Annotated in this window: 24 protein-coding genes; 13 read left to right on the top strand and 11 right to left on the bottom strand. The window is 31.0% G+C overall.

The annotated features are described in order from the left end of the window. Positions 1-4 precede the first annotated feature (4 nt). On the top strand, positions 5-790 hold the full coding sequence (locus G9F72_RS07825) for a flagellar motor protein (RefSeq protein WP_164956753.1): 786 nt from the start codon (positions 5-7) through the stop codon (positions 788-790). A gap of 2 nt (positions 791-792) precedes the next feature. Then, complete coding sequence (locus G9F72_RS07820; protein ID WP_263486804.1) at positions 793-1,542, top strand: flagellar motor protein MotB; 750 nt, start codon at positions 793-795, stop codon at positions 1,540-1,542. Positions 1,543-1,574: 32 nt separating this feature from the next. Here G9F72_RS07820 and clpA read toward each other — a convergent pair whose 3' ends face one another. Both clpA and G9F72_RS07810 read right to left on the bottom strand, forming a co-directional pair. Continuing rightward, positions 1,575-3,872: an ATP-dependent Clp protease ATP-binding subunit ClpA gene (clpA, locus tag G9F72_RS07815; RefSeq protein WP_164956752.1), complete on the bottom strand. Its 2,298-nt coding sequence runs from the start codon at positions 3,870-3,872 to the stop codon at positions 1,575-1,577. Positions 3,873-3,874: 2 nt separating this feature from the next. Then, positions 3,875-4,192 carry an ATP-dependent Clp protease adaptor ClpS gene (locus G9F72_RS07810; RefSeq protein ID WP_164956751.1) on the bottom strand — a complete coding sequence of 106 codons (318 nt, stop codon included), beginning with the start codon at positions 4,190-4,192 and terminating at the stop codon, positions 3,875-3,877. A gap of 384 nt (positions 4,193-4,576) precedes the next feature. Between G9F72_RS07810 and G9F72_RS07805 the strand changes: the two genes are divergently transcribed. Then, positions 4,577-5,143: a hypothetical protein gene (locus G9F72_RS07805; RefSeq protein ID WP_164956750.1), complete on the top strand. Its 567-nt coding sequence runs from the start codon at positions 4,577-4,579 to the stop codon at positions 5,141-5,143. Between the two features lie 158 nt (positions 5,144-5,301). Here the strand turns inward: G9F72_RS07805 and G9F72_RS07800 are convergent, their stop codons facing one another. The 8 genes from G9F72_RS07800 to G9F72_RS07765 form a co-directional block, all read right to left on the bottom strand. Beyond that, on the bottom strand, positions 5,302-6,120 hold the full coding sequence (locus G9F72_RS07800) for a CsxC family protein (protein WP_164956749.1): 819 nt from the start codon (positions 6,118-6,120) through the stop codon (positions 5,302-5,304). A gap of 125 nt (positions 6,121-6,245) precedes the next feature. Further along, a complete protein-coding gene (locus tag G9F72_RS07795; RefSeq protein WP_164956748.1) occupies positions 6,246-8,006 on the bottom strand; it encodes a CsxC family protein in 1,761 nt (586 codons plus the stop codon). Between the two features lie 167 nt (positions 8,007-8,173). Then, a complete protein-coding gene (locus tag G9F72_RS07790) occupies positions 8,174-8,983 on the bottom strand; it encodes a CsxC family protein (protein WP_224676026.1) in 810 nt (269 codons plus the stop codon). Between the two features lie 352 nt (positions 8,984-9,335). Further along, on the bottom strand, positions 9,336-9,551 hold the full coding sequence (locus G9F72_RS07785) for a 4Fe-4S binding protein (RefSeq protein ID WP_187356049.1): 216 nt from the start codon (positions 9,549-9,551) through the stop codon (positions 9,336-9,338). Between the two features lie 16 nt (positions 9,552-9,567). After that, a complete protein-coding gene (gene hgcA / locus G9F72_RS07780) occupies positions 9,568-10,710 on the bottom strand; it encodes a mercury methylation corrinoid protein HgcA (protein ID WP_318010944.1) in 1,143 nt (380 codons plus the stop codon). A gap of 916 nt (positions 10,711-11,626) precedes the next feature. Then, a complete protein-coding gene (locus G9F72_RS07775; RefSeq protein WP_164956746.1) occupies positions 11,627-12,388 on the bottom strand; it encodes a YdcF family protein in 762 nt (253 codons plus the stop codon). Positions 12,389-12,595: 207 nt separating this feature from the next. Next, positions 12,596-13,789 (bottom strand): SLC45 family MFS transporter, encoded by a 1,194-nt coding sequence (locus tag G9F72_RS07770; protein WP_164956745.1) that lies wholly within the window; start codon positions 13,787-13,789, stop codon positions 12,596-12,598. 82 nt (positions 13,790-13,871) lie between these two features. Further along, the gene (locus tag G9F72_RS07765; protein ID WP_164956744.1) at positions 13,872-14,600 is read right to left on the bottom strand and encodes a glycerophosphodiester phosphodiesterase; all 729 of its coding nucleotides are present in this window, start codon (positions 14,598-14,600) and stop codon (positions 13,872-13,874) included. Positions 14,601-15,262: 662 nt separating this feature from the next. Here G9F72_RS07765 and sufC point away from each other — a divergent pair. The 10 genes from sufC (at position 15,263) to G9F72_RS07715 (ending at position 22,009) form a co-directional block, all read left to right on the top strand. Next, on the top strand, positions 15,263-16,012 hold the full coding sequence (sufC, locus tag G9F72_RS07760) for a Fe-S cluster assembly ATPase SufC (protein WP_164956743.1): 750 nt from the start codon (positions 15,263-15,265) through the stop codon (positions 16,010-16,012). Between the two features lie 17 nt (positions 16,013-16,029). Beyond that, positions 16,030-17,439 carry a Fe-S cluster assembly protein SufB gene (gene sufB / locus G9F72_RS07755; RefSeq protein WP_164956742.1) on the top strand — a complete coding sequence of 470 codons (1,410 nt, stop codon included), beginning with the start codon at positions 16,030-16,032 and terminating at the stop codon, positions 17,437-17,439. A 13-nt stretch (positions 17,440-17,452) separates the two neighbouring features. Beyond that, a complete protein-coding gene (gene sufD / locus G9F72_RS07750; protein WP_164956741.1) occupies positions 17,453-18,559 on the top strand; it encodes a Fe-S cluster assembly protein SufD in 1,107 nt (368 codons plus the stop codon). Next, entirely contained in the window at positions 18,552-19,790 is a 1,239-nt protein-coding gene (locus tag G9F72_RS07745) for a cysteine desulfurase (protein WP_164956740.1), read from the top strand. The genes sufD and G9F72_RS07745 overlap by 8 nt, the downstream gene beginning before the upstream one ends. Continuing rightward, on the top strand, positions 19,780-20,202 hold the full coding sequence (gene sufU / locus G9F72_RS07740; protein WP_164956739.1) for a Fe-S cluster assembly sulfur transfer protein SufU: 423 nt from the start codon (positions 19,780-19,782) through the stop codon (positions 20,200-20,202). The genes G9F72_RS07745 and sufU overlap by 11 nt, the downstream gene beginning before the upstream one ends. Positions 20,203-20,295: 93 nt before the next feature. Next, the gene (locus G9F72_RS07735) at positions 20,296-20,421 is read left to right on the top strand and encodes an Rrf2 family transcriptional regulator (protein ID WP_318010974.1); all 126 of its coding nucleotides are present in this window, start codon (positions 20,296-20,298) and stop codon (positions 20,419-20,421) included. A gap of 31 nt (positions 20,422-20,452) precedes the next feature. Next, positions 20,453-20,674 (top strand): HNH endonuclease, encoded by a 222-nt coding sequence (locus G9F72_RS07730; protein ID WP_164956737.1) that lies wholly within the window; start codon positions 20,453-20,455, stop codon positions 20,672-20,674. After that, positions 20,671-20,832 carry a hypothetical protein gene (locus G9F72_RS07725; protein WP_224676024.1) on the top strand — a complete coding sequence of 54 codons (162 nt, stop codon included), beginning with the start codon at positions 20,671-20,673 and terminating at the stop codon, positions 20,830-20,832. Before G9F72_RS07730 ends, G9F72_RS07725 begins: the two co-directional genes overlap by 4 nt. A 44-nt stretch (positions 20,833-20,876) precedes the next feature. Then, entirely contained in the window at positions 20,877-21,431 is a 555-nt protein-coding gene (locus G9F72_RS07720) for a hemerythrin domain-containing protein (RefSeq protein WP_164956735.1), read from the top strand. A gap of 164 nt (positions 21,432-21,595) precedes the next feature. Further along, the gene (locus G9F72_RS07715; RefSeq protein ID WP_164956734.1) at positions 21,596-22,009 is read left to right on the top strand and encodes a hypothetical protein; all 414 of its coding nucleotides are present in this window, start codon (positions 21,596-21,598) and stop codon (positions 22,007-22,009) included. Positions 22,010-22,146: 137 nt separating this feature from the next. On the opposite strand, the gene G9F72_RS07710 is transcribed toward G9F72_RS07715, so the two are convergent. After that, positions 22,147-23,418 carry a L,D-transpeptidase family protein gene (locus G9F72_RS07710; RefSeq protein WP_164956733.1) on the bottom strand — a complete coding sequence of 424 codons (1,272 nt, stop codon included), beginning with the start codon at positions 23,416-23,418 and terminating at the stop codon, positions 22,147-22,149. Positions 23,419-23,773 lie beyond the last annotated feature (355 nt).

The raw sequence follows: 23,773 nt of genomic DNA, 5'->3' as shown, positions 1-23,773 counted from the left end.
ATTTATGAATATTTTTTCAATTATATTTGTATTAATAAGTTTTGGTTCGTTGATAGGTGCATTCCTTTTAGAAGGTGGAAGCCCTGGTATGCTGGCAGCTACTAGTGCTGCTATAATTGTATTTGGAGGTACCATCGGATCCGTAGGGCTTGGATTTTCTGCTAAAAAATTAAAGAACATCCCAGCAATGCTTAAACTTATATTTACAGCAAAAGATAAAGATTTAGTTGAAATTGTCAGCTATTTTAAAAACTTATCTTTTAAAACTAGAAAAGAAGGTTTACTTAGCATTGAAGGAGAAATAACTGATGCATTAGACCCTTTTATAAAAAAAGGCTTGCAACTAGTGGTGGATGGCGTAGAACCTCAAATGGTAAAAACTATATTAGAGTTTGAACTTGAATCAACCTATGATAGGCATAAAGAGGGTGCTGCAATCTTTGACGCAGCGGGTGGATTTGCACCAACCATGGGTATTATAGGTACTGTTATGGGTTTGGTGCAAGTTTTAAGTAACCTTTCTGACCCAGCTGTACTTGGAGAAAAAATCGCTGTTGCATTTATTGCTACTCTCTATGGTGTTGGCTCTGCCAACTTATTATGGCTTCCTATGGCTGGAAGATTAAAGGACTTAAATAATGAAGAAATCAAAGAGAAACAACTAATTATTGAAGCTGTACTTCTTATGCAAGAAGGTGCAAATCCTAATATCTTAGCAGAAAAATTAAAAGGATTCCTTGATAAGAAGCAAATAAAAAGATTTAATGAAATGAATAATGGAGGAGCGTAATAATGAAAAGAAGGGAAGAAAAAGAACCCAATCATGAGCGATGGCTTTTAACTTACTCTGATTTAATAACTTTGCTTATGATATTTTTTGTTGTTATGTATGCTTCAAGCAATGTAAGCACCGATAAATATAAAAAACTATCACAATCACTCAGTGCAGCTTTTGATAGTGGTGGCGGTAAAACTATCATCGGAAATGACTCAGCTATAAGTATCTCAGACCCAAGTACTAAAGTAATTGATACGCCAACCGTAGAAAGTAAAACAGCAGAAGAAAATCAAATGGAAGCTATTAAAAAAAATGTGGACAAGTATTTAAACCAAAATGGATTAAGTGCTGACGTATCCACTAAAATTGATGAAAGAGGGCTTCAAGTAAGTCTTAAAAGCACATTGCTCTTTGACATTGGTAAAGCAGAGGTTAAAGCGGAATCAATAAAAAAACTAATTAGTATAGGGAAAATACTAAATAAAGTTGATAATTATGTAAGAATAGAAGGACACACAGATAGTACTCCAATTAACAATTATGAATTTAGCTCAAATTGGCAGCTTTCTGCTATTAGGGCAACTAATGTTACAGAGGTGCTTATTTCACAAGCAGGAATTTATCCTAAGCGAATATCAGCAGTAGCCTATGGGGAAAATAGGCCAGTGGCAGATAATACAACTGAAATAGGAAAAGCCAAGAATAGAACTGTAGATATTATTATATTAAGTAGTAAATTTTCAAAAACAGAGAATATTAAATAAAAAGATGTTGCATTAATAGCAACATCTTTTTTTTAATTTTCTTTAATAATTTTAAGATTACCATCCACAATGTCTACTATTGCACTACCCCCTGTGGAAAGATCACCAAATAGAACTTCATCAACAAAATAGGTCTTTATCTCTTGTTGAACTACTCTATTGATTTCTCTAGCACCGTAAGCCTCTGAAAAACCTTTTTTACTTAACCAAGCATATAAATCATCTGTTACCACTAATTTTATATTTTTAGTTAAAAGCTTTTCTTCAAACTGTTTCATAGCTTTCTTAGCTATTTGAAGAGCCATGGCTTCGTCAATTTTATTAAATACAATTATATTATCCAATCTATTTCTAAATTCTGGAGAAAACACTCGTTCCACTTCTTTAGTAACTGCTCCCCCTGATTCTATTCTATCGCCAAATCCAATTATATTTTTGCTAGCTTCTCTTGCTCCTGCGTTAGATGTCATTATTAAAATCACATTTCTGAAATCCGCCTTTTTACCAGTATTATCTGTAAGTGTTGCATAGTCCATAACCTGCAATAGTACATTATATACATCCGGGTGGGCTTTTTCAATTTCATCAAGGAGTAGCACACAATGAGGGTTTTTTTTAATGGCTTCAATTAATAGTCCGCCCTCTTCATAACCTACATATCCTGGTGGCGAACCAATAAGTCTAGCCACAGTATGCTTCTCTTGGTATTCACTCATATCAAATCTGATAAGTGGAATAGCGAGGCTCTTTGATAATTGCTTACTTACTTCTGTCTTTCCGACTCCAGTAGGACCTACAAAAAGGAGAGATGCTATGGGCTTTTCTTCTTCATTAAACCCTGCCCTAGATCTCTTTATAGCTCTTACTAGAGTTTCTATAGCGGCGCTTTGCCCGAAAACCTGTTTCTTTAAATTGTGATCTAGATTTTTCAATGTTAAAGTCTCATTATTTGATACACTTTGCTCTGGAATTTTCGCGATAGAAGCAACTATTTTTTCCACTGCGCTCACAGTTATAATAATATTCTCTTCACTATCCTGAGCATTAAGCCTTGCATAAGCGCCTGCTTCATCCATAATATCTATAGCTTTATCTGGAAGATATCTATCTTTAATATACTTACTAGATAATTCTACTGCTGTTTTTAAAGCTTCTTCAATGTACGTAACCTTATGGTAAGCTTCATATCTATCCCTTAGTCCCATAAGAATGTCGAAAGTATCTTCAGTCGATGGCTCCGGCACTTCAATTTTTTGGAATCTTCTAGCTAGTGCACTATCTTTTTCAAAATGCTTCTTATATTCATCATAAGTAGTTGAGCCAATAAATCTTACCTTACCATCTGCAAGAAAGGGTTTTAAAATATTAGAAGCATCCATAGACCCGCCAGAAACCGCCCCAGCTCCTACTATGGTATGAATCTCATCAATATATACTATGGGCTTTTCTTCTTTACTGATTTCCCTTAATATTCTTTTTATACGTTCTTCAAAATCTCCTCTATACTTTGTTCCTGCCAAGAGAGATCCCATATCCAAATAATATATCTTACTCCCTTGTAATATCTTAGGTACTTTGTTTTCTACAATTAATTGCGCAAGTCCCTCTGTGATAGCTGTTTTGCCTACCCCTGGTTCTCCTACATGCACTGGATTATTTTTAAGTCTCCTACATAGTACTTGTAGCGTTCTTTGCAGAATGTCTTGCCTCCCAATAAGAGGATCCATTTCCCCTCTACTTGCTTTTTCTGTTAACTCCACAGTAAAATTCCTTAAAAAATTTTCTTCCCCCTTCGGATTGTTTATTTCCTCGTCATATGTGTGTTCTGCATTTTCTTCCTCTTCCTCAAATTCAGCTGGTTCTTCTTCCTCATGATTTGTTATGCCTGAAAAGTCAAAAGTATCTACTACAGATATACCATGAGCTATGTAATTGAGAAGATCCCGTCTCTTCATTTGCTGTTTTCTCAAGAAATATGAAGCAAAGCTTTCCTCATCATCATACATAGCTACAATCACATCACCTATTTTAACTAGCTCTTTGCCTGAAAGCATAACGTGATCTTCCGCTGAGGATAAAATTGTTTGGATTCCAATTGTTTGTATTGGCTCTGCATCTTCTACAACATCTATGTTTTCCTTTAAAAATTTAATTATCTGTTTTTTTAGTCTTTTAACATTGCCACCACTATTCTCAACTATATCAATTCCCTCTTCAAAAAATAAAGAGGCATAAAGAATATGTTCTGGTGTAAAATATTCATGATTGGACATTTGAGCTTCATTATAAGCTGCAGTAATAATCTCATTTACTATATTATCTAATTGCATAATTACTCCTCTTCTAGGGTTAATTTTAATGGGAAACCACTCTCTTCGCACATCTCCATAGCTTGGATGATTTTTGTTACGCCTACATCATAGCTATATATTCCTGCAATGCCTCTACCTTTTTTATGAACATCAAACATAATTTTTGTGGCTTCCACAACCTGTTTTTTAAAAACTCCAACTAAAACCTGCACAACAAACTCCATGCTTGTATAATCATCATTATGAATGATTACGTTGTACTTATTAGGTTCCTTAATGTTAATTTCTACCTTTTCTTTAATATTAACTTTTTCATCAAAAATATTTTGCTCTGACATAATTACCAACTCCACTGTTTTAATCAAGTTTATTTTATTTTCTGCGAATTACTACAAGACTATTATATACTACTTGTTTATATATTACTGCATTTACCTATATTATTTCAACTATTCTATACTTTTATCTTCCTTATTTGAAGTTTAGAATGTTTCCATATTTAAAGTAACTCTTTTTTTATTTTCCACATATTATAAAGTAGGCCTTAATGCCTAAATAAAAAGAGAAATTACATTTGGAAAATAAACAAAACTACTCTCGCCCTTATAGTAATTATTGGGACTTTTGAAGTCTTTAATTAAGCGTCCTTAGTAGATTTTTAATTATAGTTAAATACATAACAAATTTAAAGAATAATTTCTATAAGAAAGGAGTATTTTTCTATGATACCATACAATAACTGTAATAAATTAAATATGTTAAAACTAATTATTATTATAAATATTTTACGGCAATCATATTATAATGATAATAATATGATTTCTAAAAAAAACTCACCAAATAATAAGCATACAAGTAATGTAAACCTAAATAATCCAAGTGTCAAAAAAAAATCAAAAGATAGTGCAAAAGATAGAATAAATGTAGAATGCATAGAATGCATATCCCCTATTCAAGAAGAAAATATAGAAGATGATACAAAATGTATTAAAGATGAAATTAATAATAATAATAATAATAATAATAATAATAATAATAATAATACTAATAATAATAATAATAATAATACTAATACTAATACTCCTTGCGATAATACTTATGATTCTGAAAGCATAAATACTACTCCTACTGAAAACTTCATATCAACACTTCCCATCATAATATCAAAAATAAATATAGACATTCCTATCGAATCAACATTAAAATTAATAAATGCTACATTAGATGTAAAAAACATGAAAAAGTCCATATATTTAACTAATAGTAAGGTACTCCCTATGTATTATTAATAAATCTTTATTAACATTGTACAAAAATAAGGTGTATCCATGAATTACAGAAAGAATTTTTACAGGCTCTTCAAAAAAAACAGGAACATAAGATTTACTCTTATGTTTACTGTTTTTTTTGTATTCTACCAATATCATGTAGTTATGGTAGACATGTATTAGACTGCAGAAATCCTTACCTGTTGATTTTGTAATACTTTAAGTGTTAAATTTACCACTACTTTTTCAGTGAGCTGTGTAAAACTTTGCTTTGTAGAAGTTTCGCACCTTGACCTTGGATTTGTGTGAATATCAACTTCAGTAACATCTGCCCTTACTAATTCAACATAAGGTTTCTCATTATAGAATTCTGTAATAAAGAAACTCTGATCGCATGGATTACGTCCAAGTACTGGATCTTCACAAGCATCGCAGCCTGCAAGTTTATCTGTAAAAAATTCTATTTCACTTGGAGTAGTGTTTTCATTAAAAACAGGTTGCCTAAGGAAAGTAACTCTAGTAGTGAAGTTAAAAGGAACTTGAACTGTACAGTGCCTTATATCTCCACATACATTTATATTTGTATCTGACGGGCAAGTTTGAGTTGCATACTCAATATTCTTTCTAACAAAACCAGCTATAAATAATATCCCAGTGCCAGTACGGCTGTCTTGAGAAAATGGAATTAAACGAGATTGAGTTAAAAATACATTCTTTTTAGTACGTTTAATCTCTATAACTTCCTGGTCAAATGTTATAGTAGCTTCAACAGGAATTACTATTTTTGTCTCTGCTAGTACAACTGGTAGCTTAACAACTACATTTCCAGCACAAATAACAGTAGGAGTTACATCAATTTCTTCAGTTATTGTTTCAGCTTGAGTAGTAACCGTAGCACATTGATTGCTTTTTAAAGAACAATCTGCAATATCTGCAATGTAAGAATCATTACCTGTGTTAATTTGATTATCTTGATTTGATTTAGAATTAATATTCATAATAAATTACCCTCCTTTGAATTAACGAAAGTGTACGTATGGTTGAAGAGTTCGTGAACTACTGGTAAAATAAAAGATTTATAGTATATACTATTGCAATTTATGTTTTTGCGTTACAGACCCTGCTAATCTTTTTTTGCAATATCTACATGTTGATTTTGTAATAATTTTATTGTTAGAGATAGCACTACCTTTTCAGTAATGTCATGAAATCCTTGTTCTAAAGGTATTTTACCCTCCCCCTTTATTGGATTTTCAAGAATGTCAGATTCAACAATTTCAGCACTAATTAATTCGCAGAAAACTTTTTCATTGAAATATTCCATGATTTTAAAACTTTGTTCTCGAATATCTCCTCCAATTATATCTTCTTCACAGGTATCGAAAATTTTAATGCTAGTTTGTAGTATTTTCATTTCATCTTGATGAGTATTATGTTTAAACTTAGGGTGGGTCTTGAACGTAACTCTAGTAGTGCATTTAAAAGGAACCTTAACTGTAGCATGTTTAACCATTCCGCATGATACTCCATTATCATTATGGTCTTTAGTGGTGTATTCTATATTCTTACTAATAAATCCATCTATAAATAGTATTCCCGTATTGGGTTTGCCATCTTCAGAGTTAGGAATAAGTTCGCACTGATTTAAATATACATTTTTTCTAATGTGTTTAATTTCTAATACAACATCCTCTAGCTTAAGAGAAGACTCAATAGTAATAGTTACAGTACATTCTGTTAACACTACTGGAATTTTTACTGTTACAGGCTCTACAGTGACTTCAGAAGTATGAGTAATATTTTCACAAAGGGGAAGAGTTTCAGAAATAACCGTTGTTTTACAATTCATAATTCTAACCTCATCCACTTGATTTTTATAGGTTTCTTTAGATAACTCTTCTTTTGCAATGGTATTATACTTTTCTTCTAGGAACTCTTCATTATATAGATCTTCAAAACAAGTATAATTGTCATTTTCTAGACCGTCCTCCTTGGATAAATTGCAATTTTCATCTTCTATATTATTTTCTAAGTCATCCTCCTTGAATAAATTACAGTTTTTATCTTCTATATTGTTTTCTAAGCCATCCTGCTTAGCTAAATTGCAATTTTCATCTTCTATATTATTTTCGAAGTCATCCTCCTTGGATAAGTTACAGTTTTTATCTTCTACATTGTTTTCTAAGCCATCCTGCTTAGTTAAATTACAGTTTTCATCTTCTACATTATTTTCTAAGTCATCCTCCTTGGATAAGTTACAGTTTTTATCTTCTACATTGTTTTCTAAGCCATCCTGCTTACTTAAATTACAGTTTTCGTCTTCTACATTATTTTCTAAGTCATCCTCCTTGGATAAATTACAGTTTTTATCTTCCACATTGTTTTCTAAGCCATCCTGCTTAGTTAAATTACAGTTTTCGTCTTCTACATTATTTTCTAAGTCATCCTCCTTGGATAAATTACGGTTTTTGTCTTTTAAATTATTATCTAAGGGAACATAGTTATTATTTTCTGCAATAAACGTTTTAAAAAAATTAAATAGATCTCTTTCTATAAAATAATTTTTATCATGATTCTTTTTTTGATCTACTTCGTCATGATCTTTTTCGAGATGTTTTCTTTTATGCAGATCATTATTATGCTCCTTTTTATGATGTTCTTCATCTTTTTTCCTCTTATGCCGATCATCATTATGTTCCTTTTTATGTTGTTCTTCATCTTTTTTCCTCTTATGCCGATCATCATTATGCTCCTTTTTATGTTGTTTTTCATCTTTTTTCCTCTTATGCTGATCATCATTGTGCTCCTTTTTATGTTGTTCTTCATCACATTTTCTCTTATGTCGGATATCATCATATTCCAATGAATGGTTTATTCTGGACACAACTTCTCCTCCTTATTAAAAATGCTAAAATTTAAAACACTTTAAAGGTATTATTTCTTTCGTATGTGACAATATTTTCATCTTCCTAAGAAACAGACCCAAAACCACTCTTAGTAAGCTTTGGGTCTAGAGCATATAAATTAATTAGTATCTAAACTAACTAATGATTATACTGCTGTAATTCTTATCTGTTGGTTTTGTAAAACTTTTAATGTTAAATTAACTACTATTTTTTCGGTGAGTTCCGTGAACCTTTGCTCTGTAGGAGTATGGCAGTCTGAAGTTGGATTTGTGTGAATATCAATTTCAGTAATATCTGCCCTTACTAATTCAACAAAAGGTTTTTCATTAAAGAATTCTGTGAATGAGAAATTTTGATCGCAAGGATTACGTCCAAGCACTGGATCTGCACAAACATCGCAGCCTTCAAGTTTATCTGTAAAGAATTCTAGTTCACTTACAGTAGTGTTTTCAGTAAAAATAGGTGGTCTAAGGAAAGTAACTCTAGTAGTGAAATTAAAAGGAACTTGAACTGTACAGTGCCTTATATCTCCACATATATTTACATTTGTACCTGATGGACAAGTTTGTGTTGCATACTCAATATTCTTTCTAATAAACCCTGCTATAAATAATATCCCAGTACAATTACGACCGTCTTGAGAAAAAGGAATAAGACGAGATTGAGTTAAAAATACATTCTTTTTAATACGTTTAATTTCCATTACTGTTTGGTCTAATGTGATAGTAGCTTCTACAGGGATTGTTATATTTGTCTCTGCTATTACAACAGGGACTTTAACTACTACATGTCCTGCAGCAATAACAGCAGGTGTTACATCCATTTGTTCAGTTATTGATTCAGCTTGAGTAGTAACGGTTGCACAAGCATTTCTTTCTAAAGAACAAACTGCAGTTTGAGAATCATTACAATTGCTTACTTCACTACTATCTTTATATTTATAATTAATATTCATAAATAATATTATCCTCCTTTTAATTTAACAAAATATAATTTGTGAATCTTTTATATATCGATTACACTAAATCCACTACATTCCGACTCTACTCTTAATGCTAAAGATGCGGTGATACGCTCTGTAAAACGTAATATTTATAGTGTAATTTATAGTATATACTATTACTATTTATGTTATTGTGTTACAGAAAAAGGTTTAAAAAATAAAGATTCTGCATTTTTTTAGTAATGATTAAATGATCTTAAATATAAAAAAACAGGAACATAAGATTTACTCTTATATTCCTATTTTTTATATGTTAACATCTAGGCTCACTACCAGTGAGCATTCCTTTTAGGATAGCATAAGCTCATCCAACGCCTTGTTTTACTTCAATGGCATACACCGGACAATTTTTACTACAAGCTCCACACTCCATGCAAAGGTCCCTTTTATCTAATTTTATTTTATTAATTTCAAATATAAATACTTCATGAGGGCAAACTTTTATGCACATTCCGCAAGCAATGCATTTCTCCTCATAAAACACTATAGAAGCTACATTCTTTAGATATTTCATTTTTATTCTACCCCCTTTTCAATTATATTATGCTTGAAACAATCATAAGTATTACTCCTATAACTGAAGACACAATCACTATAGGCATTGCCCAAATTGTTTCCTTTAATACCCCTGAAAAGGATGTGTATGTGCTTGACCCCGTGAAGTTCAAGCCTAAATAGGTAGTTATAGAAGTTAATAATAATGTGTTAGATACCATCACCATTAACGAGTCAATAAATAAAAATGTACTACTAAAATATATTGTTAATATAGACAAAATCAGTCCAACAATAGCTCCTTTTAGCGCAAAGGATTTAAATGGAATTATAGGCAAAAATATAGGTATCATCACTGTGCCCAGTAAAATAGCTATTAGATATGGAGTACTATTTATCATACTTAATTTAAATATCTCTAAAAAGCTTAGATTATTGCTGGATATAGTGTTTGTAATTAAAAATAATAATATTACTATGGGAAAATATTTTATACTTTGAATAGTTTCCACTGGCGTTAAAACAGCCCTATCTACTATATTAAATTTAACTTTTCTCATATTAGGTGTAGTCTCATATCCCTTTAGCAAAAATTCTGGGATGTCAACTGCCGCTACCGGTCCATAAATAACCTTAAAACCCGTATATTTAGTTATTGTATGAGCTGAAACTCCAGGTGCTGCAAGCTGTGGTAATATTAGCGTCTTATTCTTTACTACTTTATCCAGCTTAGTTGCTCTCATTGCTTTTAAAATTATCTGTTCTGAAAAAGTTCCTTTCCCTGCAGCACACCAAACATTTATGCCCTTTGTATCAATAATAAGAAGCCATAAATTTAAACTCACGAGTTCCTTCCTTAACTTATCAAAGGTGAATTTATAATTAGCACTTACAAGCACTGGTGAATTTTCATCAGGACTCCCTATCGCATATAGTCCTGGCTCTATAGCATAATTATTTCTGTTAATGTTTAATCTTATTCCCAAACCACCTAGTATATCTTTTTTAGTTAGGCTGGTACTTATCTTTTTTATCTTTCCTAATGATAATTGCAATTCCTCTTCTACTAAATATTCTATATTTATATATTTTACTTCTGTACTAATGGCTTTTTTCAATCCCACCCTGGAATTTTTGGTATCCGGATCTCAACAAGCCTTGTTTTCTATTCCATCTAAATTCATAGCTATTCCCTCCTAATAATTGTATAAAAACTCAGATACATATAAACTTATTATAGTATAACTTTTAATTTTAATAAATGTATTTTTATAATAAGAGTTATAGGTGAAATAGATATTAATTATTTTTTTGTATAATAATTATTCACGCATGTTTAAATAAAAATAATATGGCGAAACTATTAAATGTTAAGTGGATTTTATTTTATTCTCCTAACAAATAAACTTCATTTTCCAACTCACTCAGTTATACTAAATCATATTCTCTAAAAGCTCTTTCAAATAGTAAAAACCCCAAGGTAAATTGGGGTTTTTATTTTTTTGAGCCTTATTATATTATCTTCTCTACTATAAAGTCATATTTATTAACTCTATATGAAAAAATGTATAAAAATAGAATATGTATTTGGAATGAATTAAGATAATAGGAAATCTCATATTTAACCGATATAAGGAAGGTAACATCATTGTAATTTCATTTTAGTAATTTCTTTATAATAAGTAATATTTTTAGCTTCCTCACTAGTAATCAAATTATCTACAAGTAATATATTATCAAATAAATCATTAGCTTTTATACATCGTGTTACATTTTAATTCATAAGCCAATAGCCTGTTTTAATATTTTTAAAATAATAACAATTTTGTAAGTTCTAAAATCATGTAATTGAGCCATTTAATCCAATGATATTTTCTTGTAATTGAATTAAAATTAATTTCTGAATAAATCTTAATGAATAACTATTCATATATTTGCATATTTTCTACAATTAAAATTAAAATTATGATAGCTTATGCAATAGATACCTTAGTTTACGATAATATAATCAATAACTGAAATTACAATTAAATAACTAATTTTTTCTTATATTATACTTTTCATAATACCATAATATAAGAAAAAATTTTCAGTCCGAAGTTATTTATCAAATATAAATGAATTTATCACTGCTAAATACTCCCGAACAAAGCAAGTAGGTACTAGCATTGGATGAAGTGGCGCAGGATACCCATATACCTTTAAGCCCTGTCTTTGTGCTAAAAATTTAGCTCTAAACATATGAAAATTATTTGTTACAATAGTTACTTCTATATTCCCACTTTTATCTAATCCACTTAAGACCGCCGCTGTGAATTTCATATTCTCTAAAGTACTGGTGGACTTTTCTTCCTTTATTATTTGTTCCTCCGCTACTCCATGTTTTATTAAAAATCTTTTCATAGCCTCTGCTTCAGTAATACTTTCGCCAGAACCCTTCCCCCCTGAAACTACTATCTTAACCTTAGGATTGATTTCAATATATTCCAGACTTGCATAAAGTCTTTGATAAAGTGCAGTTGACGGAACTTCTCCTCTAAGTCCAGCCCCTAAAATCACTAGGTAATCACTTCTGTCTCTATGCTTTGATATAGCTGATTGAATTATACATCCCTCAATAACTACAAAAGAAGCTAGTCCAATAATAAAACAAATTTTTATTGCCGTTCGAGTCTTTCCTGGTCTTATTAAAATATATTCTTTTTTACTTTTCCGTTTAATTAATCCTATTGTTATTAATAATACTCCCAGCCCAAGATAAAACTCAGCAAAAGTTACTCTCCCGCCAAATATTATTGTTCCTATAAAGTAAATTTCACATAATAGACCTAAAGCTAAATAAATATTGCCCTTATTTTTCATAATTCCCCCTAGCCTTTCCTGTTTTAGATATCAATTTTATCTATATAATATCATGATTTTTTATATAAACGGTGTCATATTAATAACAATTTTAATTAACATGTTTTTTAAATTTTACAATTTTCTAGTAAATAAAAAAGAATGTACTGCACAACTATGTTTGCACCCTACATTCTTTTACAATATCAATTAATAAAAATATTTTATCTAGTCCACACTTTCAATTTTGACCTTATTAATAAATATTATAGCTATAAGGAAAAATATAGCTCCATAAAAGAACATATATTTATAACCTAATAAATCGATCATAAAACCTAAAAGTGGCGGTGATACTATAGCTGCTACAGAGGCGGTAAGATAATAAAGTCCAGTAAATGTGCCTATTTTACCTTTGGGCGCCATATCAGTAACAAATGGATAGGAATTTATATTAATTAGAGCCCAGAAAAATCCACATATTAAAAACATCCCTCTTATATATAGAATATTTCTCATAAAAGCTATAATTAAAAAGCTCACAACAATACCAACTATACCAGCCGTAATTGTTTTTTTCTTTCCATACTTAGTTCCCAAGATTCCTGCTGGAATTGCAGATATCAAGAATGCAATTGAAATGAAAGTAAATGAAAATGCAGCTGCACTTGTCTTTATACCTAAATATTTCTCACCATACAGTGTAAATAATGTCTCTATCCCTGCAAAACCTATAAACCAACTACATATAGCCAATAGTAAAAATAGTACACTCTTATTTTTAACAGCTTCCTTTATACTTTGTACAAATCCTTTATTTGCTGCTTCATCTTTTTCATAATGTGCTACATCCCGTCTCTCTTTTATAGAATTAAAAAGTAGAATAAAAGAAAAACACATTAATATAGCAGCAAGGTAGAAGGGGTATTTTTCGTTTATATCCCACAGCTTAGACCCTACAATATATGCTATAACTGACCCTATTCCACCCATTAAATTTATTATGCTATTTGCCTTGCTTCTATTTTCCTTTGCAGTTATATCAGGCATTAGGGCTACAACTGGCGCTCTGAAAATACTCATAGAAAGGTTCATAAGTACTATGAATGTTATTAGCATAGGCAAATTTTTATAATTTGCCACAAGTATTATAAATACTACGGATAGTGGCATACCTACCATTATGAAAGGCATTCTCTTTCCATGCTTTGTATCAACCTTATCACTTAATATCCCAACTGCCGGCTGCAAAAACAAGGCAAAATAATTATCTATAGTCATAATAAATCCTATTATTGTGGTACTACTTATAAAATTACTTAATATTTTAGGAACAAAAGCGTTATATATGGACCAAGTAACACTAATTGCAAAAAAGCCTATTCCTAGCAAAAAAACTTTCTTATAATCCAGTTTTTTCATAATCCTCCTTTTGATGATCTAGAGTACAAAACAAATACTAATTATTTTGTACATTAATCTACTCTTTGGCAGATATCAATTGCTAATAGTTGTCTGCCATTATTTTATGGAGCTTATCAGGACAATTAGTTATAATACCCTCAACCTTCATATCTAAGAAAAACTTCATTTTCTCTTCATCATCCACTGTGAACACATTTATTTGAGTTTTGTGCTTTTTGGTTTCTTTTATTACTTCCTCATTTATGGCAAGAAAATACGGATGAATAGCATTTGCCCCAACAGTGCTTGCATAATTATATGGCTTATAAATCCCTTCCATATACAATACTCCTGTATTAATTCCCTTGGATATTTTATTACACTTAGCTATAGAGTAGTGATTAAAACTAGACAAAATAACTTTACGATTTATTTTATGCTTATAAATTAAATCAATAAGTTTTTGTTCAATATCTTCATATATTACTATTCCATTTTTAATTTCAAAATTAATAATAATATTTTTATCCAAAGTTAGGTAAATTAACTGCTCAACTGTAGGAATTTTAGCCCCTGCAAATTCTTCGCCCATCCAAGATCCAGCATCTAATTTGTTTAGTTCCTTATAGGTATAGTCCTTTACAAATCCCTCTCCATTAGTTGTCCTATTTACCATTTCGTCATGAATAAGTACTAATACACCATCCTTTGTTACCTGTACGTCTGTTTCTATGCCTGTAGCTCCCATTTCTAGTGCTTTTTCAAAGGAAAGCATTGTATTTTCCGGGTAATATTCACTTGCACCTCTGTGTGCGTAATTAATTGTCATAATACCGACCTCCTTTTCGTGAATTTACTTATAAAGCACTCAACTGTTAGCTAAAGTGCTATTTTACTATTAATAAAGTATAATTAAATTATATCATCAATATTCCTTATTTTATGTTATTTATTGTTAAATTATTGAATTTAATTTTTCAGTACTAAAATCCATTAGACCAATGTCTAACATAAAAAACACACTAAAAAGAGGTGTTATTCCTGTTTTTTAGTGTGCTTATAATTAACGTTGAGGTGGCCCATGTATGAGTATTATATATAGTTATGTATGGAATTTTGACCGAGTGACTTTCAAGCTCTTTTACTGATACCTTTTCTTTAAATACAATCATAGCAATTGGTATAATTAAAATATTAAAAGCAATAGTACTAAATTTAGCATAACTATTATGATAAATGAGGATGTCCCATAAAAAAATGGGACATCTATTTTTTTTGTTTGTATGAAACTTAGGTAAATAACGAAAATTATTAGTAATATTAAGAGAATTCGAGTAAATACCGTGGAAATCTATTTTTTTAGGGTAAGAGTAGAAAATATGGTTTTTGATTAATTCAGAGTAAAATAGTATTATATAAGTATAAATCAGAGTAAAACAGTATGAATTTAAATATATAATGTTATAAATAATTGGTGAGGAGAGTGTGGTTATGACAGATAAGCTATTAGAAATAAAAGCTTTACATACAAAGGTTGAACAAAAAGAGATATTAAAGGGATTAAATTTAGAAATAAATAAGGGCGAAATACATGTAATTATGGGACCAAATGGAGCAGGTAAATCTACCTTAGCTAATACTATTATGGGTCATCCAAAATACAGCATTGCAAATGGGGAAATGATTTTCCAAGGTGAAAACATTAATGAATTAAAGCCTAATGAAAGAGCTAAAAAAGGTATATTTTTATCATTTCAGTATCCAGAAGAGCTAACAGGAGTTACTGTAGAAAACTTTTTAAGAACAGCTAAAAATTCCTTGGAAGGTAAACCTATTAGGTTAATGGAATTTAAGAAAAAGCTAAAAGAAAAGATGGAGCTTTTAGATATGAAGGAAGAGTATGCTAGCAGATATTTAAATGTAGGCTTTTCCGGGGGAGAAAAGAAAAAGAATGAAATTCTCCAAATGGCTATACTAGAGCCTAAGTTAACTATTTTAGATGAAGCAGATTCAGGACTAGATGTAGATGCAATAAAGGTAGTATCAAAGGGTGTAAGTATGCTGGCTAATGAAGAAAATGCTTTTCTAATTATTACACATCATAATAAGATATTAGATTATTTAAAACCAGATTATGTACATGTGCTTATAGATGGGAAAATAGTTAGAACCGGCGATTTCTCTTTAGCGAAAGAGATAGAGATCAAAGGATATGAGTTTCTTAAGGAAAAAAATTCTTAATAAAGGATGTGAGAAAAATGGAAGAAAGAAAAAGAACATATGTAGAGGAATTAGATAGAGGTATTTATGATATAAAAAATGAAGTTCGTTATAGTTATAAAACCAATAATGGATTAACCTCAGACATAATAAAGGATATATCAAGAGAAAAGAAAGAGCCTAAGTGGATGACGGATTTTAGATTAAAATCTCTAGAGATATATAATCAAATGGAGCTACCAAGCTGGGGACCGGATATAAGCGAGCTAAATATAGACAATATAGTAACTTATGTAAAGCCAAATACATCAATGAAGAATAAGTGGAGTGAGGTGCCAGAGGATATTAAGAATACCTTCGAGAGATTGGGAATTCCTGAAGCAGAGAGAAAATCTTTAGCAGGTGTAGGTGCTCAATATGATTCAGAGGTGGTATATCACAGTATTAAAGAAGAATTAACCAAACAAGGTGTTGTATATACAGATATGGAAACGGCAATTAGGGAGTATGAACCAATAATAAAAGAGTATTTTATGAAATGTGTACCTCCGAGTGACCATAAATTTGCAGCTCTTCACGGCGCTGTGTGGTCAGGAGGCTCCTTTGTTTATGTGCCAGAGGGAGTTCAGGTGGATATGCCTCTTCAATCTTACTTTCGTTTAAATGCACCTGGTGCAGGTCAATTTGAACACACATTAATAATCGTTGAAAAGGGAGCAAAGCTTCATTTTATAGAAGGGTGTTCAGCACCAAAGTATTCGGTAGCTAACCTTCATGCTGGCTGTGTAGAGCTTTATGTGAAGGAAGATGCAACTCTTAGATATAGCACTATAGAAAATTGGTCAAAGAACATGTATAACTTAAATACAAAAAGAGCTATTGTTGAGAAAAATGGAACTATAGAATGGGTGTCAGGTTCCTTTGGTTCAAAGGTATCTATGCTATATCCTATGAGTATTTTAAAAGGAGAAGGTGCAAGGGTGGAGTTCACTGGTATTACTTTTGCAGGAAAGGGTCAACACCTTGATACAGGGGCTAAGGTTCTTCATGCTGCGCCATATACTTCTTCAAATATAAATTCTAAATCAATTTCAAAGGATGGAGGAGTAGCGCTTTATAGAGGGGTAGTAAAGGTAGCATCAAATGCTCATCACAGCAAATCCACAGTTTCTTGTGAGTCACTTATGCTTGATAATAAATCAAAATCAGATACTATTCCAGTAATAGATATATTGAACGACGAAGTTGATCTAGGTCATGAAGCTAAGATTGGAAGAATTAGTGATGAGACAATATTCTATTTAATGAGTAGAGGAATTAGTGAGGAAGAGGCAAAGGCCATGATTGTAAGAGGGTTTGTAGAGCCTATCGCTAAGGAGCTTCCATTGGAATATGCTGTTGAAATGAATAATTTAATTAGGCTGGAGCTACAAGGAACAATTGGATAAAGGAGGGTGAAACATGGATTTAGCATTAAATAAATTGCCGGTAACAACCTGGAGATGGTTAGGTGTAAATGAATATAAATTAAAGGACTTTCATATGCCTAATGTTCCTAAATACAATAAAGCTGTTATTAAACAGGATGATTTTGCAGGTGTTTTAGTACAAGAAACAAATATAAAAAAGGTTAATTATGATTTTATTGAGTCATATTTTAATAAAGAAAAATATGGAGTATCAGAAGAATTAGTGCTATTAGCAAGAAACTCAAATAATACAGGAGTGCTAATACATGCTCCTCAAGGAGAAAGATTATTAAAACCTATACAAATAGAGTTTTATGGAGATAAAGAAAATGAGGTAATAATAGATAATAACCTAATTATTGCTGAGGAAAACAGTGAAATAACTGTGGTTATGGAATATTTAACAGAGGATGAAACCTTGGTTTTTCATAATGGGTTAACGAAGATATATGCAAAAGATGGAGCAGTTGTAAATGTTATAAAGGTTCAAAGGATGAATAAATTTTCTCAGCATTTTGATTCTAATGTAGCTTATGTTGGCCATGGAGCGAAGGTGAATTACATTTCAATAGAATTAGGGGGAGAAAAGACTGTAACAAATTATGTAACAAACCTAGAAGAAACAAGTAGTGAAGCCAATGTTAAATCTATCTACTTAGCAGATAAGAAAAGTTATGTAGATATCAGTTATATAATGAATCATTTTGGACGAAGAAGTGTAAGTAATATAGAATGCAGAGGAGCTTTAAAGGACGAAGCTAAAAAAGTGTTCAGAGGTACTATTGATTTTAAAAAGGGTGCATCAAGGGCAAAAGGATCAGAAGAGGAGTATGCGATACTATTAAACAAAAATGTTAAATCTGATGCTATTCCACTGCTAATTTGTGGAGAAGATGATGTAGAAGGTAAGCATGCAGCTAGTGCTGGTAAAATTGATGAAAACAAGCTATTTTATCTTATGAGTAGAGGTTTCAGTGAAAAAGAGGCAAAGAAGATTATAGTAGAAGCTTCCTTCAGACCTATTATAGATTTAATCCCTGTGGAGGAATTGAAGGTAAGAATAGAAGCGGTAATGCAGGAGAGATTAGTTTATGAATAATATAAGTATAGAAAAAATAAGAAGTGATTTTCCCATATTATCACAAAAGGTTAACGGTAAAAACTTAGTTTATTTAGATAATGGAGCAACCACACATAAACCCCAAAGAGTAATAAAGGCTATAAGAGAATATTACAAAGAAATAAATGCTAACCCTCATAGAGGAGCTCATCATTTAAGTGTTGCAGCTACGGAAGCTTATGAGAATGCCAGAGAAAAGGTAACAAGCTTTATTAATGCAAGAAGTTCAAAGGAAGTGATATTTACTAAAAACACTACCGAGGCATTAAATTTATTGGCTTATTCCTATGGAATGACCTTTATTGAAGAGGGTGATGAAATAGTTCTTTCTATTAGTGAACACCACAGTAATATACTTCCTTGGCAGCATGTGGCTGCTTCTAAGGGTGCCATTTTAAAGTATATGTATGTAGATCAAAATGGAGAAATTCCTTTTGAGGAAATAAAAAGGAAAATAACAAATAAAACAAAGCTGGTAGGTGTTGCGCAAGTTTCTAATGTGCTAGGTACTATAAATCCAATAAAGGAGATTACAGCTTATGCCCATGAAAAAGGTGCAGTAGTAATTGTGGACGGCGCTCAAAGCGTACCACATATGAAGGTGGATGTACAAGAATTAGATGCAGATTTTATTGTGTTTTCAGGTCATAAGATGCTTGCACCAATGGGAATAGGAGTATTATATGGAAAAGAAGAATTATTAAAAACAATGCCTCCATTTTTAAGAGGTGGAGATATGATTGAATATGTTTGGGAAGATAAAGCCACTTTTGCAGAGCTACCATACAAGTTTGAGGCAGGTACGCAAAATGTAGAAGGAGCAGTAGGTCTTGCAGCAGCTATTGATTATATAAATGAAATAGGCATGGATTTTATTCAGTATAGAGAAAAAGAGTTAATGGAATATGCTTTAGAGAAACTAAGAGAGCTACCATATATAACGGTATTAGGTAGCAAGGATGTGGAAAAGAGATGTGGAGTAATTTCTTTTACATTAGAAGGAGTTCATCCACATGATGTGGCAAGTATTGTGGATACCTATGGAGTGGCTCTTAGAGCAGGTCACCACTGTGCACAGCCTCTTATGCGGTATTTAAACTTAAATTCATCCTCTAGAATAAGCTTTTATTTCTACAATACAAAAGAGGAGATTGATGTATTTGTTGAAAGTATTAAAAATGTGAGGAAGTGGTTAGGATATGGATCTTAATTCAATTTATTCAGAGCTTATAATGGAGCATAATCAAAGTGGTCATAATAGAAGATATTTAGAACATGCAGATTGTTCTGAGGTAGGGCATAATCCAAGCTGTGGAGATGAAATCACTTTAGAGTTAAAATTTAATGGTGATATTATAGAGGAGGCAGCATTTAGTGGAACTGGCTGCGCAATATCCCAGGCATCAACTTCTATGATGATAGATTTAATTAAACGAAAGAGCAAGGCTGAAGCACTAGAACTTGTAAATACTTTTATTGGAATGATAAAAAGAGAAGTAACAGATGATAAAGAATTAGAAAAGCTAGAGGATGCTATTGCATTAAAGAATATATCTAATATGCCTGCCAGAGTAAAATGTGCGGTGCTTGCATGGCATACTTTAAAAGGATGCATAGAATAGAAGAGAAATATAGCATGCTATTTTGTTCTTTGTATATTAAAATACAAAGAACAATTATATGGAGTTTTAAATATTGATAGCTAATGTAATGAAATATTTATTCGGAGAGTAATTGGAATGCTAAAGAAGGCTGGACTCGTTAATGTAAATCCTGGAGGTGGAGGGGCATATCTTTTAAAATCTATAGAAGATATCACCTTACTAGATAATTTTATATGATATATTTATAATTGATAATAATTATCAATTTATGCATCTAGAATTATTATACGAGGAGCTACCAAACTGGCAGTATCAAAAGTCAAATAGACTTGATAATAATATCAGATTAGCTGTATTTATGAGAGATGGCTTTAAATGCGTAGACTGTAATTCTAACATCAAACTTCAAATGCACCACGCTAAACCCAAAAATAGTGGTGGAGCAGATAGTATTTATAATGGTGTAACTCTATGCGAAAAATGCACATGAAAACTTTTGGCAAAGAGTTGCAGATGATGGATGGATATTTAACCAAAATTAAAAGTAAGAGTCTATGTCTTACACATCCAATGCATGTTATGCAAGGTAAAAAATATCTGCAAGTGGAACTTGAAAAAATAGAAAGTGAGGTGAATACTGGTTTTTAAACTTAAATTTAAGATATGTTTAGGTTTAAGAAACCAGGATATATATGAATGCTATAGATCTAATGATGGAAGAACATAAAATTATAAAAAGAATGTTGGTTGTAGTTAGAAAATTTTCTATTAAAGTACTTAACAATGAAGCCGTTGATTATAATGACTTTAATAGTGTTATTGACTTTGTAAGAAATTATGCGGATAAACACCATCATAATAAGGAAGAGGTTATTCTTTTTAAAAAAATGAGTGAAGTTTTAGGGGAACGAATAGAAAAGGGTCCTATTATGGGAATGCTAGTTGAACATGATTTAGGTAGGCTTTTTATGGGAAATCTAGAAGTAGCCTTAGGTAAATTTAAAGATGGAGATATTGACTCAAGAGTTGATATAATTGCCAATGCTATAGCTTACACTGACTTACTTCATAGGCATATCGAAAAGGAAGATACCGCTATTTATACTTTCGCTCAAAAAAGATTAAGTAAAGAGCAGTTAGAAGAAATAGATGCTCAATGCTTCGATGTAGAAAATGAGGCTACGAAAAATAGACTTCAAGATAAATATGTTAAATTATTAAGTGAATTAGAATCCAAATTAGTTTAATTTATAAGAATATAAAGAGAGTGTTTTGTATCATAGTGAATTTATGATATAATTGATTTATTGTCATTAGGCATCTTGAAGAAAATAACAAGCATTTTTCTAGTTATTTTTTCAAGATGCCTTAATCAATGACTAAATAAAAAATGTAAAGTGAGAAGATTAAAATGAGAAATGCAAAATTAGAAAGAGCAATAATTAGAATAGATAATGATATTGCCGCTATGAACATAGCTAAAAAATACTTATCAAATTTAGAAGAAATTAATACTGTCCGAGATACACTAAATAATAAACGTCAGTTACTCGCAGATGAATTGTATGCTGAGGACAAAAAATGTTATGAAGAATGTTGTGATGTTATAGAAGAAATGTTAGATAAAGAGATGGAAAAAGACGACCAAATAGAATTACTTGAAACCATAAAAGAAAGTTTCGGTAGACAAGCTCCAAATGCCAGTAAAAAAAGTAGTGGCCTTAATGCATGGTTAAAGCAACTTTGCATTGAATACAATTGGATTAAAAATGAAGAAACTGATTGGGATACACTTGTTATTACTGGATTTGGGTTATATGAATAACATTTAATTTTAAAGCTGCAATTAAAGCCTTAATGATAGTTAAACACCAGGTTCAGATAATTTTAGAGCCTGGTGTTTAATTTGCTTTAAGCCAATTTAAAAAAATATTAGTTTACACTTATTTACCTTACAATGGGTTAATTAACCCATACATTTGTACCATAAGGCATATTATCATACACCCACTTACTATCAATAATCGAAAGTCTAACACATCCTTCAGATGCTCTTTTTCCTAATGTATAATCTTTAACATTTTTATTTGCATCCATAGCTATGGAATGAAATAGATAAGCTCCACTAAAACGTACCCAATACCTAGCTCCACTCTTACCTGTATAGAACCATGGCCCCCTATCTTGAATAGTAAAAGAACCTCTAATTGTAGGTGATATATTTTTTCCTGTTGCGCAACTCATAGTTTTTAGGAGTTTATAGTTGCCCTTGGTTCCTTGAAATACATTAACATTTTGATGACTAATGTCTACCCAAATAAAATATACAGTAGAGCTATTAAATTTCATTAAATTCACATATCCCTCTAACTCCATTTTAGTTAGTTTTTTTGTATTCGTTTCTGGATCTTTAGGTATTATTAATGTATTTCTCTTGAGCCATCCATATTTGCCCTCTTTAGTTCTTATATAATACCATTCAAAGGATTTATCCACTATAATTTCAACTTTACTTCCTTTTTTAGCTATACCTAATCTTTGAGAATATAAAGACATATCATTATAAAAATACGAATCCCATGTTAATTCTGCAACCACAATTGATGGTTTTACAAGATAGTTATAGTCTATTATTATATTTAAAGTTAAGCTTACCTTATCATCATATCCTTCTACATTTCCCTCAAATGTATATGTGCCAGCTTTAGTTGTATCTACATTTGTAGTATTCCATAAAACACCTTTATCCACTCTTCCACCATTGCTTAGATCTACTGTTACTTTTTCCTGAAGAGTAAATGCTTGTCCTTGTTTTACAGATAAATTTATATTGTTTACTTTTACTATGTACACGGGCCTTTCTATTGTAAATTTAAAACTAATTGGTCCTATTATAGTTTCACCAGCAGCATTATGTATTTGATTGTTTATTTGTAATACATAGTTTTTCCCTGGTTCATAACCTTGCTTGGGTGGTTTTACTAAAATAGTTTTTCCATCATTACTTAATTCTAAAGTAATATCAACCTTTTTCTCCATATCATCTAATATGTATATACTTTCTTTGGATATTTCATCTAATAAAACAGAGTCATTAAAGTTTATACTCCATATCTTGTCCTTGTTAACTTCTTGCATTTTTTTTTCTTCAGCACCAAAAGCTTTAATAGGTATTAAGAATATTAAAATCATGACAAAAAATAGAAGTTCTTTTGTAATTTTATGTGTTTTCATGTTGTACACCTCCACCACGCATTATACTTACTTTTTAATGTAAAATCAATGTAATAATGCTAAATGAATGTATTTTTGTTAAATAAAAACTAAAATAGTCTAAGGTTTTAAACTCTATGTATGAAAGCCCGTCCTATGAAAACAAAGGTTTCATAAATAGCAAGTATTCTAAAACATAATAAAAAAACTGCCTATAAAATAAGCAGTTTTTTCATGTTTTTTATTTCCCTACTTCAGGAACTCTTTTTGCGTCCTGATCTTTCATTTTCTTATTATTATCCCCTTTAGGCTGAACTTGTGGTCTACTCATTCCTTTTTTCGGCATAATTTTCCCTCCTGAATTTTCTTTACTTAC

Source organism: Clostridium estertheticum (assembly GCF_011065935.2).
Classification (GTDB): domain Bacteria; phylum Bacillota; class Clostridia; order Clostridiales; family Clostridiaceae; genus Clostridium_AD; species Clostridium_AD estertheticum_A.
The sequence above is the reverse complement of the archived record's forward strand: the minus strand, read 5'-3'. Positions and strand labels throughout refer to the sequence as shown.